Below are 15,146 nucleotides of genomic sequence, written 5' to 3' on the forward strand. Positions count from 1 at the left end.
TTAAAAACCCAAGTTTAAAACTTGGGTTTTTTATTTTTAAATAAAGTAGCTACTATTTTTTCACAAACTGTTGTGTATACTTTTTTCCTGTTTTATTTAACGTTATAAAATAAACTCCGGTGGCAAAATCTGAAATATTAATTATCTCTTCCTCTACATTCATTTGAACTTCTTTAAGTAATCTTCCTTTTGAATCATAAAGTTTCACATTTCTATACTTCCATAGTTCATTATAAACTCTTATTTTAAAAGAATTCCCTTCTACAGGGTTTGGAGAAAATAAAATAACATCTTTATCGTTTACTAAAAATTTTCCCTCTGTTTTTGTTTCTCTCTTATTACTATTACACTTTCCTATATTTTTCCATCCAGTGGCTGTTCGTTCATATAATGCATTAGAATAAACAACTTTATCACCAGTTTGGTAATTTATCGAAGCATCATAATTAGCAATACCACCACAAATATTAACTATTGTAGCTTCTGATATATTTACTGAATAATCTTCTGCTTCTCCATAATTAAAAGAACCACATGAATTTGGAATTGCATTATAACGCATAGCAATCCTCATTCTTGTTTTTCCTAATTTAGCATTAGCTGGTATTGTAAAAGAACCAGTAACTGGAGTATCTTTTGAAGCACTTTTAGTCCAAACTTGTTCTCCTGAATCTTCAAAATCTGCATCTTGGTTGTAATCTATCCAAACTGCATACCCTTCATTATAAACTGTACCGGTCCATTTAGGCGTAATCGTAATTGTATATTGATTATTTGTATTTAATACTGTAAATAAACTTGTAAAATCTTGGTATCCACTTCCACCATTCGAGTTATTATTAATATTTCCTAAAGTAACATTTTGTATATACTCATCATTTACATTATCTCCTTTTAAACTACAATAAGTTGGTACCACCACACTTCCTTCACTTTTAGCTACCTCAATTAAATATTCCAATCCAAGCTTAGCAAATTTTGCTGCATGTGTTGCATTTGGTGTAACAGATCTATTAAATGTATCATTTACCGTATGAATATATGGGTTAGAACCATTAAAAGATGCTTCAAAAGGAAACGCTGCATCATATCCTTGCTGTGCCCAACTATAATGATCTGAACAACCATAATTACAACGTGTATAATCATAAGTAAACTGATGATTACCAGAAGAATTATACGTATCCATTAATTGAGCTAAAAAAGAATTTAAAGTGCTACTATTATAACTATCATCTGAAATATAGACATCTTTAGGTGATCCTTTATAGTTTGTCATATCAAACTGAACGTATGAGATTACATTGACGTTTCTACTTTTATAATCTTGTGCAATTTCTTTAGAACCTCTCAAACCAACTTCTTCTGCAGCATATGCCATAAACTCAATAGTCCTTTGAGGTTTAAAATTCATTTCTAAAAGTACTCTTGCCACTTCTGTAATTGTTGCTATTCCAGAAGCATTATCATCAGCTCCTGGAGCATTGGTTTCTCTCTCTGGACTTACAGAGTCTATATGTCCACCTAAAATAACAAACTCATTAGGAATATCTTTTCCTTCAATTGTCATAATAAGAGAAGGCATTGTAGTACTATTATGATTTACCAATTTGACTGAAACATCAGCTCTACCATTTGCCATTGTTTCCCATTTTTGTTTTAAATCTAAAACAGATTGATTAGCTTTCTGAGTCGTATGATATCTAGTACCATAGTTTTCTAACTCAACAATTTGATTTGCTATGTTAGTATTATTTACTAATCCAATTGCTTGATTTACTTTTTGATTTTCTGAAATACTATAACTAGCTTTTTTTAAAGTTCTACTTCTTTGAGCTAATTTTCTAATAGTTTTAATTGCATCAGCTTCTGACGATTCATAAATAAATCCTGGACCATGAGTTAAAATCATATGATGCAATTTTTCTGCGGCATCATTTCCTAACTTCACAGCACTAAATCCATTTAAAGAAGAAATAATTTTAATATCCTTTGGAGCAATTTTTTTTAGTTCTAAAGCATTGAGGGTTTCAATAGTTCCATAAAACATTTTTTCTTGACTATAAATGTTAGAAACTTGGACACATAACAATAATAACGGAATTAATAAGTACGTTTTTTTCATTTTTACGGGGGATTAAATTAATTATACTTAGAAATAAGCTTATGCTTATTACAATATCTAATTTACTCAAAATCAACCTTAAAAAATATTTTTATATTAAAAACATACTAACATTCAATTATTTAATAAACACATCAAACTATTAATTCTGCATAAAACTTTTATTTTAGCATATTCATATGCTATAATATTTATAAATAAGTAATGTCTTCTAATCGTAGAATAACAAGAGCTTTTAAAAAGGCCAAGAAATTAGAATTATCTAAACAATCTAAATATGTTTTATTTTCAGATTGTCATAGAGGTGATAATAGTTTTGCAGATGACTTTGCTCATAACAGAAAAATATTTCATTACGCATTGTCACAATATTTACAAAAGGATTTTACGTATATAGAGTTAGGTGATGGAGATGAACTTTGGGAAAATAAATTTTCTAACATTTTTAATGCGAATAAAAATGTATACTTACTTTTAAGAGAGTTTCATAAAAAAAATCATTTGCATTTTATTTGGGGAAATCACGACATGGATTATAGAAATCCTAAAAAAGTTGCTAAGAATTTAGACTATTACTATGACACAGTCGATGGAAAAAATAAAGAACTATTAAAAAACGCTTCTTTTTCTGAAGCAATAAGGCTAGAACAAGAAGATGGTAAATCTATTTTCTTATTACATGGACATCAGGCGGATTGGTTTAATTATAACTTTTGGAAACTTAGTAGGTTTTTAGTTAAAATACTCTGGCGTCCATTGCAATTAATAGGAATAGATGACCCAACAAGTCCTGCAAAAAACTTCAAAGAACTTATAAAAGTTGAAAGTCGTCTAGAAGAATGGATTCAAAAGAATAACAATCAAATGATTGTAACTGGCCATACGCATCGTCCAAGATTTCCTTCACCAAATGAATTACCTCATTTTAACGATGGAAGTTGTGTACATCCAAGATGTATTACTGGACTTGAAATAGAAAACCAGCAAATTACTCTTATTAAATGGCATGTAATTACCAATGAAGATGGTATTATGCAAATTTCAAAAACGATTTTGGAAGGTCCTGAAAACTTGTCTCATTATATTTAAAATTTTAATATATCCTATATTTATATTAGTATTGCCGGTTTTTTACGACCAACAGAGTCGAATTATATAATTTTAATGAAATTAGAGAAATTATTTATCATCATTAGTATGCTTATAACATTAAGTATACATTCTCAAAAATTAAACGCTCCTAAGTTTGGAAATGGTTTATTTAACCTAATCGGAAAAGACAGCACTTGGTCCATGAATGCTTCAGCAAGAATACAATTTTTAACCAGTTCTAAATGGGATTCAAACTCTGATGGTCTTTCTAATAATTCATCTGCCTTTCAAATAAGAAGAGCTCGTTTAAAATTAAAAGGATTTGCTTTTTCTCCAAAGTTAAAATACAAAATAGAATTAGGCTTTTCTAATTCAGATATTGGTGGAGCTTCAGAGTTTACAAACAATGCCCCTAGATATATTTTAGATGCTGTTGTTAAATGGAACTTTTATCAAAATTTCGAATTATGGATTGGTCAAGCAAAATTACCAGGAAATAGAGAGCGTATAATTTCCTCTGGTAACATGCAATTTGTAGATCGTTCTTTATTAAATGCTGTATTTAATATTGACCGTGATTTAGGATTTCAATTAAGGCATCAATTTCACATTTCTGAAAAATTTATTATTAAAGAGACCTTTGCTTTTTCACAAGGAGAAGGACGTAATGTTACAACCGGTAACATTGGTGGTTATCAATATACAGCTCATTTAGAACTATTTCCTTTTGGAAAATTCACTAATAATGGTCATTTCATAGGTGGTAGTCTTTTTAGAGAAGACAAACCTAAACTTGCTATAGGAATGAGTTATGATTTTAATGATAATGCTGTAAAAGATAGAAGTAATTTAGGAACATATATGAAAAACGATACTGGCTTTTACGAAACAGATATTACTACCTACTTTTTAGATGCAATATTTAAGTATAAAAACTTCTCTTTTATGGGTGAATTTGCTCATAGAAATGCTAAAAACCCTATTGCAAAAAACTCAGATGGTTCTTTAACTGGTGATATTGTACAGGTTGGAAACTCCTTAAACTTACAAACCGGTTACCTATTTCCTAAAAACTGGGAGTTATCTGGTCGTTACACCAATGTTTCTTTTAGTAAAGAAATAACGAACAAAAACACTCAAAATCAATACACTATAGGACTTTCAAAATATATTTCAGGTCATAAATTAAAGGTACAAACTGATGTAAGTTACTTAGACATAACAACTAGCACAAATCAGTTAATGTATCGATTACAAATAGATGTTCATTTTTAAAAAAAAATAACGTAAACCTAACACAAACACTGCTCAGTGTTTGTAGATTTGCAAATCTTAATTAAAAACTAAAAAATGGGAGATCCATATATTTTAATGCTTATCGCTTTAGCTGCTTTAGCTATTGTCGATTTAGTTGTTGGAGTAAGTAACGATGCTGTTAATTTTTTAAATTCTGCTATTGGTTCTAAAGCCATTAAGGTTAGAAATATAATGATAATAGCTAGTATCGGTGTGTTCATGGGAGCTGTTACCTCTAGTGGAATGATGGAAGTTGCACGTAAAGGTATTTTCAACCCAAATATGTTCATGTTTCAAGATATCATGTTCATATTTATGGCTGTTATGATTACTGATATTTTATTACTAGATATCTTTAACTCTCTAGGAATGCCTACATCCACCACAGTATCTATTGTATTTGAATTATTAGGAGCAGCAGTATGTATTTCTTTAATTAAAATTTCTACAAACGATGCTCAATCTATAACTGATATTTGGAGCTACATTAATCATAAGAAAGCAGTAGAAATTATAAACGGAATACTACTCTCCGTTGTGGTAGCCTTTTCTGTAGGTGCTATTGTACAGTTTATTTCTCGTTTAATTTACTCTTTCAATTTTGAGAAAAAACCTAGTTATGTAAACGCCATTTTTGGAGGTTTTGCTATTACTGCTATTACCTATTTTATAATAATAAAAGGATTAAAAGGAACTCCATTTTACAATGACGTAAAACACTTAATTGAAGGAAATACTTTAGAAATAATTATTGGAAGTTTTGTTGTTTGGAGTTTAATATCTCAAGCTTTAATTAGCATATTTAAGCTTAATGTTTTAAAACTTATTATTGGAGTTGGAACATTTTCATTAGCAATGGCTTTTTCTGGAAACGACTTAGTAAACTTTGTTGGAGTGCCAGTTGCTGCATGGAACTCATATCAAGCATTAAATGATCCATTAATTAATACTGCTAATTTAGGTCCTGAAGCTTTCAAAATGGGAATCTTAGCAAAAAAAGTACCTTCTAATGTATGGTTATTATTATTTGCTGGAGCTATTATGGTAGTTACTTTATGGACTTCAAGTAAAGCTAAAAAAGTAATTGAAACAGGTATTAACTTATCACGTCAGGGAGATGGACATGAAAAATTCCAACCAAATCCTTTATCTAGAATAGTTGTTAGAATTGCAATGGGATTAAATACAGTTATAACTTCTGTTGTACCTAAAAAAACATTAGCTTTTGTTGATTCTAAATTTCAAAAACCTGTTATAGAATTACCTAAAGACAAAACATACGAAATGCCTGCTTTTGACTTAGTAAGAGCATCTGTAAACTTAATCGTAGCTGGTATTTTAATTTCTATAGCTACCTCTATGCAGTTACCTTTATCTACTACTTATGTAACTTTTATGGTTGCCATGGGTACTTCTTTAGCTGATAGAGCTTGGGGGCGTGAAAGTGCTGTATATAGAGTTGCTGGTGTAATTAACGTTGTTGGAGGTTGGTTCCTAACCGCTTTAACTGCCTTTGTTGCCGCAGCTTTAGTTGCTTACTTAATTAGCTGGGATATGGTAATGATCCCTGTTTTATTATTAGTAGTTGCACTATTAATAGGAAGAAATACTTTAATTCACAGAAAGAAATCTAAAGAAGAAAAAAAGCAAATGCATATTGAAAGAGCTGAATTAATCACCATTAATGGGGTAATTGAAGAAAGCGCTGATCATATTGCTGAAGTTGCAACACGTGTTAATAAATTATATACAAATGTAGTTAACGATTTAGCTAACCACGATTTAAATAAATTACGTAAAACTGATAAGCACGTAGGAAAGTTAAACGATGAAATTGATGGCTTAAAAGATGGAGTATTCTACTTTATTAAGTCGTTAGATGATTCTTCTGTACAAGCAAGTAGATTTTATATTTTAGTTTTAGGTTATTTACAAGACGTTGCTCAGTCTATTAGTTATATTTCTAGAGCAAGTTTTAAACACGTTAATAACAACCACAAAAACTTAAAGAAAGGACAATTAAAAGATCTTAAACATATAGACAATGTATTATCTAAATTATTAGAAGAAATTAGCTCTACTTTTGAAAAAAGAAGCTTTGATAATTTAGAACAAATTATTAACGAAAAGAAAGAATTATTGGTAGATGTTTCTGCTTCTATTGAAAAGCAAGTTGATCGTATTAGAACTGATGAAACAAGTCCTAAAAACACTACATTATACTTTAGTATATTGATAGAAACTCAAGATTTAGTTTCTGGCTTAATGAGCTTATTAGAAACTTACGAAGAGTTTCATATAAGTACTAAAAATATCTAGTTGATACTTTATAAAACAAAAAATCCCGAGTAAATTTACTCGGGATTTTTTTTATACTTCTTTTTACTTCTCCTTCATTGGTCTCATTAGACCTTCTTGAGCCACTGAAGCGATTAACTCACCTTTTCTGGTGTAGATATTACCACAAGCAAAACCACGAGCTCCAAAACTATTAGGGCTCTCTATAGAAAACAGCATCCAATCGTCAAAAGTAAAATCTCTATAAAACCACATAGAATGATCTAAACTTGCCATTTGTGTATTTCCAAAATTAGCTACACTTGCATTTGGATTTAAACAAGCTGTTAAAATATTATAATCGGATATATAAGTTAATATTTGTTGTTTAAAAGCCAAAGATAAATCTACTTGATCTCCTTTCAATTTAAACCAAACATCTACAACCGGAGGTAAATCTTGCATATCGAGAGGATTGGCAATTTGTACAGGTTTAAAATCTATGGGTCTTTCTATACTTAAAAATGCCTTTAGTTTTTTAGGTAAAAAATCTCCAAACTGATCTAACATATCTGTCCAACTATATAACTCTTCTGGTTGTTTTATATCTTTTTTTATTGGCATTTGATGTTCATATCCTTCTTCCTTTTTATGGAAGGAACAAGCCAATATAAAAATCGTTTTATCTTCTTGATGTGCTGTTACCCTGCGAGTTGAAAAACTTCCCCCATCTCGTATTACTTGAACATTATAGGTAATAGGTTTTTCTAAACTACCTGCTTCTAAAAAATATGAATGCAAAGAATGTAATACACGTTCTTCTGAAACAGTTCTGTAAGCAGCATTTAACGACTGTGCCAATACTTGTCCTCCAAATACATTTGGACTTCCAATATCTTTACTTATTCCATTAAAATTATTATCTCCAATATCTTTTAAAGTAAGTATATCTAGTAACTCTTGTGTGTTTTTCATTTTTACAAATTAACTTGCTCTCTTAATTCTTTCTTTTTAAATGGATGTTTGTGTTTAAACTCTGACGGTTGAATTCTTTTTAAAAACAAACTCAAAATACGATTTGGTATCGTATTCTTATGTCGTAAATAAATTGTTAAATCTTGGGGTTTAGCTCCAACGGAACTTTTTATCTCACTAGCTGTTCTTCCAAAATTAATTGTCTTTACTTTTTTATCTATTCCCAAACTTATATAATCATACAACATTCTTTGATACACAGCATATTCTTTATTATAACCGTAATCAATTCCAACAAAATGGGCATCCAATGATTTCCTATTAAAAATCCCTGATAAGAAACCTACCAATTTATCTTCTAACCAATAGACTTTTAAAAAATAGTTGTCTCCTAAATTTTCTTTTAAAGTTCTATAGGTTTCTATATTAAAATCTCCTAAATTGAAACTTGACTTTGTAGACACCGTTTTATACAACACTGTCATTTCCGGCTTTAAATCTTTTAATCTGCCTTCAGTTACATCTTCAACTTTTAAAAGACTACTCAACTTTAATGCTCTTTTTGCTTTTACTCTAAATTTTGTTTTTAAAGCAGCTAAATAATCTTCAATAGAACTCCAATCATTATCTAATTCTAGAACCATATTCGGATCTACTTTAAACGAATTATATCCTTCTTCATGTAACTCATGTGTTATATAAAGTGATTCTTTTTCAAAGTCTTTTAGCATAAAAGCATCAGCTGCATTCTTTGCACTAGCATTTGAGTAATTTACTACTGCCTTAGCAATTTGTTTAAGTACTTCTTTTTTATTTTGATTGTTCTTAATAAAAACACCATGCTCTCCACTTACAAATGTATTACCACAAGTAAGTACTTTAAATGGTTTTTCTGGAGATATAATTCTTAATTTTCTCCCCATACACTTTACCCATTCTACAATAGATTGCATATCGTTTTGAACACTGTCTAAATAAAAGTCGACTATTTGAATATTAGCTAAAGCAATTGCTTTGTTATTAGTATCAAACAATATAATGTATGCAAAATGTATTGTTTTATTGTTTTGCTCTAATGCCTCTAAGTATTTAGGGGTAAAATAGATATTATCCGTGCAACCTAATTCTTCCCATACTTCATTAGGTACTTCTTTAATTGAAGAAAAGTATTTAGTATTCGAATTTTGATTTTTACTACAAGATAAAATATTCACGTATGCCCCTTTAATTTTAGTGTAAAATACTAAAACTTTATTTAATAAATTCTATTGCACATTCATATTCCAAACTGGCACATTGAAAATTTTGCTTATTTTAACTGTATCACTTAAAAGGTACTGCTTATCTCCATGATTTAATAAATTAAATCGTTTACCATCATTAGTTACCAAGTTTGCTTCATAACAGAAGTATCCTCCTGATGATTTACCTGGTATAAATTTTTCAAGTACTTGAAGTGCATAAGCATGTTGAAAAGGAATAATCTCGCTTCCAACAACCATTTTTCTTTTTCGAGTATGAAAATAAGCCTTTGCACCTGTACTGATTAATAGAAAAACACCTACTAATAAAAATATTCCTCCTGTTGTAAAAAATATTTTACCCGCTTGCATAAACCCCATTGCTTCTTTTGAAAATTCAAAAAACTCAACAAAAGACCATAAAGTAAAGTTTGCTCCAACTAAAAAGAATCCCCAAGCCACAAACTTCATGTACGAACTTGAGCTGATTTTATAACCTTTATTCGTTTTCTTTAAGTGTTCACTTAAAAAGTTACTACCAGAACCTTCTGTAGCTTCCCATGATATTTGTTGTCCTATTGCATCTTGAGTAAAATCACCAAAATTGAAAATTATTTCTTTGTTATTGGGCGAACTCTTTTTTCTTCTAACTAAAAAACTTGAGATAAACATTCCACCAAACATGAAGACAAAAACAATAAGCATTCCGCCAAGTTTATAATATAAGTATCGTTGTTTACCGTAGGTTAATGTTTTAATACGAACTGTGGTTTCTAAACGACTTATTGTATTTAAATCTCTTCTAGTTGGGCTTTTTAACTGTCTTAAAGAGTCTAATTGTATAACTTCTTGATGTAATTCTGTTTGCTGTTTATGATATGCTTGATATTTTTTTTGTATTTCAGGCATTACTACAAAAAATACAATTCCTATTGGGATTAATACAAAAAGCCAAGAGCTATTGAATGTAAACTTTTTCATAATTATTTATAAAGAATAAAAAAGCCATTACTAAGAGTAATGACTTTTTTTAAATTTGATTGTTTTTTTATTTACAAAAAGGAACTGTAAAGGTACCTTCTAATGTATTCTTTGATGTAGAAGAAGTTGATTTTATTTTTACTTTAACTTCATTTGAAGTTAAACTTTCTATAGTAACCTCACTATTTAAAACATTTAAAGGTGTTTCGCCTTTTTTATTAAATACAACATTCGCCTTTGTTGTACTAGCTACTTTATTTTCTACACTTGTTGAAATATACAAAGTGTAGTCTAAAATAGAAGAATTACAATCTGCTGTAACATTGGTTATGTTAATACTTAAGTTATTTCCACTAACAAATGCTTTTCCACCTTGAGCTACAAATGAAGTACCGTGTACTTTTCCTTTTAAAGGAGTATTTGCAATTCCTCCTAAATTATCAGAATCACTATCTGAACATCCTACAAAAACAACAGCTAATACAATAGCAGCAAGTTTAATTACGTTTTTCATTTTAATTTTTTGAATATTTCCGTGAAAGTACTTAAAAAATAAAAAACCACAAACAAAAAATGCTTGTGGTTTTCTTATTGTTATAAAGGTTTTATTAACCTACTATATTAATTATTTTACCAGGCACTACAATTACTTTTTTAGGTGTTCTTCCTTGTAATTGTGCTTGTGTTTTTTCATGTGCCATTACCGTTTTTTCTATTTCATCTTTACTCATATCTAATGGTAACTCTAATGTAAAACGCATTTTACCATTAAATGAAATTGGGTAATTCTTAGCACTCTCTACCAAATGAGAAGCTTCAAATTTTGGAAATGCTACTGTAGAAATAGATTCAGTATGTCCTAATTGGCTCCATAACTCTTCTGAAATATGCGGAGCGTATGGAGAAACTAATACTAATAACGGTTCTAAAATAGCACGCTTGTTACATTTTTGCGCCGTTAATTCATTTACCGCAATCATAAAAGTAGAAACTGAAGTATTGAAAGAGAAGTTTTCTATATCTTCCTCTACCTTCTTAATTGTTTTATGTAAAGTTTTTAACTCATCCTTTGTTGGCTCAGCATCAGAAACGTTAATTCCGTTCTCTCCCACGTATAATTTCCATAATTTCTTTAAGAAAGAATACACTCCTGAAATTCCAGATGTTTTCCAAGGTTTAGTTTGCTCTAATGGTCCTAAGAACATTTCGAATAAACGTAATGCATCCGCACCATATTCTTCACAAATATCATCAGGGTTTACAACATTAAACCAACGCTTTGACATTTTTTCTACCTCACGACCTACAATGTACTTTCCTTCTTCTAAAACAAATTCTGCATTTTCAAATTGAGGTTGCCATTTTTTAAGAGCTTCAATATCTAACTCATCAGAAGTATTAATCAACTTAACATCTACTCTTATTTCATCTGTTTCAGATTCTCCTTTAAGGTTTTTAGAAACATATTTATCAGTTCCAGTAATTCTGTAAACAATAGCAGAAGTTCCTAAAATCATTCCTTGGTTGATTAGTTTTTTAGCAAACTCATCAACTGGCAAGACCCCTCTATCGAATAAGAATTTTTGCCAAAAACGTGCATATAATAAGTGTCCTGTTGCATGCTCAGACCCACCAATATATAAATCTACTTCTTTCCAATAATCAACCGCTTCTTTACTTACAAATTCTCCTTCGTTTGTTGAATCCATATAACGGTTAAAATACCATGAACTTCCAGCCCATCCAGGCATTGTATTTAGTTCAAGTGGGAAAACAGTTTCATTATCTATTAAATCATTGCTAACTACCTCAGCAGTTTCTGTATTCCAAGCCCAAACCTCAGCATTTCCTAATGGTGGTTTTCCATCTTCTGTTGGTAAATACTTTTCTACCTCTGGCAATACTATTGGTAAATGTTTTGCTTCAATCATTTGAGGCATTCCATTCTTATAATAAACTGGGAATGGTTCTCCCCAATAACGCTGACGACTAAATACCGCATCACGCAAACGATAGTTTATTTTTCCGTAACCAAAACTGCGTTTTTCTAACTCATAGATTACGGTTTTCATTCCTTTTTTATAGTTTAAACCATCTAAGAAATCTGAATTTGCTAATTTAATTCCATCTTTAGCATCATTGGCTTTTTCAGAAATATCTACATCTGCAAAAATATTTGGTATGTCTAATCCAAAATGTTTTGCAAAATCATAATCACGTTGATCCCCACAAGGAACCGCCATAACAGCACCTGTACCATAGCTTGCTAATACATAATCACCAATCCAGATTGGCACTTGTTTTCCTGTAAATGGATGTAAAGCATAGGCTCCTGTAAATACTCCCGAGATGGTTTTTACATCTGCCATACGATCTCTTTCCGAACGTTTTGACGTTGCTTCAACATAAGCTTCAACAGCTTCACGTTGTTCTTCTGTAGTTATTTTAGCTACTAATTCATGCTCTGGAGCTAATGTCATAAAGCTTACTCCAAAAATTGTATCAGGACGTGTTGTAAACACATCTATTTTAGCATCGTAATTTTCAACATCAAAAGAAACCATGGCTCCTTGACTTCTTCCTATCCAATTTGTTTGAGAATCTTTTAATGGTTGTGGCCAATCTATATTTTGTAATCCGTCTAATAAACGTTGTGCATAAGCAGAAATACGCATAGACCATTGGGTCATTTTTTTACGTACTACTGGATGTCCTCCTCTTTCTGAAACTCCGTTTACTATTTCATCATTTGCAAGTACTGTTCCTAAAGCTGGGCACCAGTTTACTTCCGTATCTGATAAAAATGTTAAACGATATTGTAATAATATTTCTTGTTGTTTTTCTACTGAAAAACCTTTCCATTCTTCAGCTGAAAAAACAGTAATATCTTCATCTGAAACTGCATTGGTATTTGCATTTCCTTCTGTTTCAAATTTTGAAACTAAAGTTGAAACATCTTCTGCTTTGTCTGTATCTTTATTGTACCAAGAGTTGAACAACTGGATAAAAATCCATTGTGTCCACTTGTAATATTCTGGATTAGAAGTACGAACCTCACGTGACCAATCGAAAGAAAAACCAATATTGTCTAACTGACGACGGTACGTTTTAATATTCGTTTCAGTTGTAACCGCTGGATGCTGTCCTGTTTGAATAGCATATTGCTCAGCCGGCAACCCAAAAGAATCATATCCTTGTGGGTGCAATACATTAAACCCTTTATGACGTTTATAACGTGCATATATATCACTAGCAATATATCCTAATGGATGTCCTACATGCAGTCCTGCTCCTGATGGATAAGGAAACATGTCTAAAACATAATATTTAGGTTTATCTGATGTATTACTGGCTTTAAATGTTTGGTTGTCTGCCCAAAACTGTTGCCACCTCTTTTCTATTTCTTGGTGATTATATTGCATTGTCTCTCTTTTAAGAAGCTGCAAATTTACGGTTATTGTTTGGAAGTTTAAAGTAAAAAAATGGCTTAAACTATTATTATCATGTTATATAAAATGAACAAAAATTTCACACTTGTTAATCTTTGTTGGGAAATAGTTTATTTTAAAAAAATGAATGTTCTTTGCAGTAGATTAAATTCATTATTTTGAAGAACAATATTTTAAAAGCTCATCTTGCTTTACTCAGTGCCAATGTTATTTATGGCGCTAATTATTTAATTGCTAAAGGAGTAATGCCTAATAAAATAGGGCCTTCAGCTTTTGTTTTTTTAAGAATTTTAGGTGCTGGAATTCTTTTCTGGATTATTAAATCGTTTATAAAAGAAAAAATTGAGAAAAAAGACTTTCCTAAATTAATTCTTTGTGGATTGCTAGGAGTTGCTGCAAATCAATTATTGTTTTTTCACGGTTTGAATTTAACATCTCCTATTGATGCTTCTATAATTATTACAGCAGTTCCAATTGTTGCTGTGGTTTTTAGCGCTATTCTTTTAAAAGAAAAAATAACTCTTTTTAAACTTTTAGGGATTACCATAGGTGGTATTGGTGCAGTATTATTAATTTGGTATGGAAATCAGTCAAAAGGAACTAGTTCTTTACTTGGTAATCTTTTTATTTTTATTAATGCTATTTCTTATGGTTTGTATTTAGTACTTGTTAAACCTTTGATGAAGAAATACAACTCTATTACTATTATTAGTTGGGTATTCTTATTTGGTTTTATGTTTATGTTTCCATTTGGAGCAACTGATATTGTTACAGTTGATTTTTCTGCATTCACTACTCAAACATACTTAGCAATTTCTTTTGTTATTATTGGAACTACCTTTTTAGCTTACTTGTTTAACATTTATGCTTTAAACTATGTTTCTCCTTCTGTTAATGGTAGCTATATATATTTACAGCCTGCCGTTAGTTTTATTATGGTTAGTATTTATGCTTATGTATTAGGTTATACACAATATGCCCAAGATATTAATCCTATTAAAATAATAAGCTGTTTTCTAGTGGTTATCGGTGTTTACTTAATTAGTAAAACTCCTAAAAAATAAAACATAAAAAAAACCTGATACATTTATCAGGTTTTTTCTTTTAAACTGTTTACTCATTTTTACCTTTTATTGGTAGCGATACAATTGTTTTATCCCAACCTAAATACATTGTCAAATCGTTTTCTTTTCCTTCAAAAACAATTGAGAAATTTTTAATCGTTTTTTTTGTTTTAGAAACTTTAGCTTTTACTCTTACAACATCATCACTCTCATTATAAAAAAACGCTCCCCAAACATTTAAAGCAGTATTTAAAATTATTGTCCACTCTTTATCTCCTGGAATTGTAAACATTGAATAGGTTCCTGCTTCAACTGTTTTTCCTCCAAAAATCACATCTTTATAAAAAGTAATTTCGGCTGCTTCATTAGCTCCCGTTCTCCATATTTTTCCATTAGGAGCTAATTTTGACAAAGGTCTCTTCTTTAAATGTGGACGACTATAAATTACTTTTATTAGTTTATCTAATATTCTAGATTTGCTAGGATATGTAGAAGCATCCATTGGGCTTTTATCTAACTTAGAAAATTTTTGTGCATTTACTTCATTTGAGAAAACTAAAGTAATTATAAAAACTAAAGCTGTTAAAATAGTTTTTTTCATGGGGTACTAATTTAAGGTGAATTCTAATTGTCAAAATTATATAAG

At 30.2% G+C, this 15,146-nt stretch carries 11 protein-coding genes; 4 read left to right on the forward strand and 7 right to left on the reverse strand.

Translation table 11 applies throughout. The features are described from left to right. Positions 1-52: 52 nt before the first annotated feature. Positions 53-2,125, reverse strand: a complete 2,073-nt coding sequence (locus Q0958_RS01490; protein WP_299118664.1) for a M20/M25/M40 family metallo-hydrolase — start codon at positions 2,123-2,125, stop codon at positions 53-55. Between the two features lie 204 nt (positions 2,126-2,329). Between Q0958_RS01490 and Q0958_RS01495 the strand changes: the two genes are divergently transcribed. The 3 genes from Q0958_RS01495 to Q0958_RS01505 all read left to right on the forward strand — a co-directional run bounded on the left by Q0958_RS01495 (position 2,330) and on the right by Q0958_RS01505 (position 6,832). After that, on the forward strand, positions 2,330-3,214 hold the full coding sequence (locus tag Q0958_RS01495) for a metallophosphoesterase (protein ID WP_299118666.1): 885 nt from the start codon (positions 2,330-2,332) through the stop codon (positions 3,212-3,214). Positions 3,215-3,289: 75 nt separating this feature from the next. Next, entirely contained in the window at positions 3,290-4,492 is a 1,203-nt protein-coding gene (locus Q0958_RS01500; protein ID WP_299118668.1) for a porin, read from the forward strand. 75 nt (positions 4,493-4,567) lie between these two features. After that, positions 4,568-6,832, forward strand: coding sequence for an inorganic phosphate transporter (locus Q0958_RS01505; protein ID WP_299118670.1), 2,265 nt, complete (start codon positions 4,568-4,570; stop codon positions 6,830-6,832). A gap of 63 nt (positions 6,833-6,895) precedes the next feature. Here the strand turns inward: Q0958_RS01505 and Q0958_RS01510 are convergent, their stop codons facing one another. The 5 genes from Q0958_RS01510 to leuS all read right to left on the reverse strand — a co-directional run bounded on the left by Q0958_RS01510 (position 6,896) and on the right by leuS (position 13,409). Beyond that, entirely contained in the window at positions 6,896-7,765 is an 870-nt protein-coding gene (locus Q0958_RS01510; RefSeq protein WP_299118673.1) for an acyl-CoA thioesterase II, read from the reverse strand. Positions 7,766-7,767: 2 nt separating this feature from the next. Next, entirely contained in the window at positions 7,768-8,979 is a 1,212-nt protein-coding gene (locus Q0958_RS01515) for a GNAT family N-acetyltransferase (RefSeq protein WP_299118675.1), read from the reverse strand. Positions 8,980-9,030: 51 nt separating this feature from the next. Beyond that, the gene (locus Q0958_RS01520; protein WP_299118678.1) at positions 9,031-9,987 is read right to left on the reverse strand and encodes a hypothetical protein; all 957 of its coding nucleotides are present in this window, start codon (positions 9,985-9,987) and stop codon (positions 9,031-9,033) included. 67 nt (positions 9,988-10,054) lie between these two features. Continuing rightward, the gene (locus Q0958_RS01525) at positions 10,055-10,501 is read right to left on the reverse strand and encodes a hypothetical protein (RefSeq protein WP_299118681.1); all 447 of its coding nucleotides are present in this window, start codon (positions 10,499-10,501) and stop codon (positions 10,055-10,057) included. A 94-nt stretch (positions 10,502-10,595) separates the two neighbouring features. Then, positions 10,596-13,409 (reverse strand): leucine--tRNA ligase, encoded by a 2,814-nt coding sequence (gene leuS, locus Q0958_RS01530; protein ID WP_299118684.1) that lies wholly within the window; start codon positions 13,407-13,409, stop codon positions 10,596-10,598. Between the two features lie 185 nt (positions 13,410-13,594). On the opposite strand from leuS, the gene Q0958_RS01535 reads away from it, so the two are divergent. Then, complete coding sequence (locus Q0958_RS01535) at positions 13,595-14,500, forward strand: DMT family transporter (RefSeq protein WP_299118687.1); 906 nt, start codon at positions 13,595-13,597, stop codon at positions 14,498-14,500. A 49-nt stretch (positions 14,501-14,549) separates the two neighbouring features. Here Q0958_RS01535 and Q0958_RS01540 read toward each other — a convergent pair whose 3' ends face one another. Then, complete coding sequence (locus Q0958_RS01540; RefSeq protein WP_299118689.1) at positions 14,550-15,101, reverse strand: DUF2911 domain-containing protein; 552 nt, start codon at positions 15,099-15,101, stop codon at positions 14,550-14,552. Positions 15,102-15,146: the final 45 nt, after the last annotated feature.

Source organism: uncultured Tenacibaculum sp., assembly GCF_947499065.1.
Classification (GTDB): Bacteria; Bacteroidota; Bacteroidia; order Flavobacteriales; family Flavobacteriaceae; genus Polaribacter.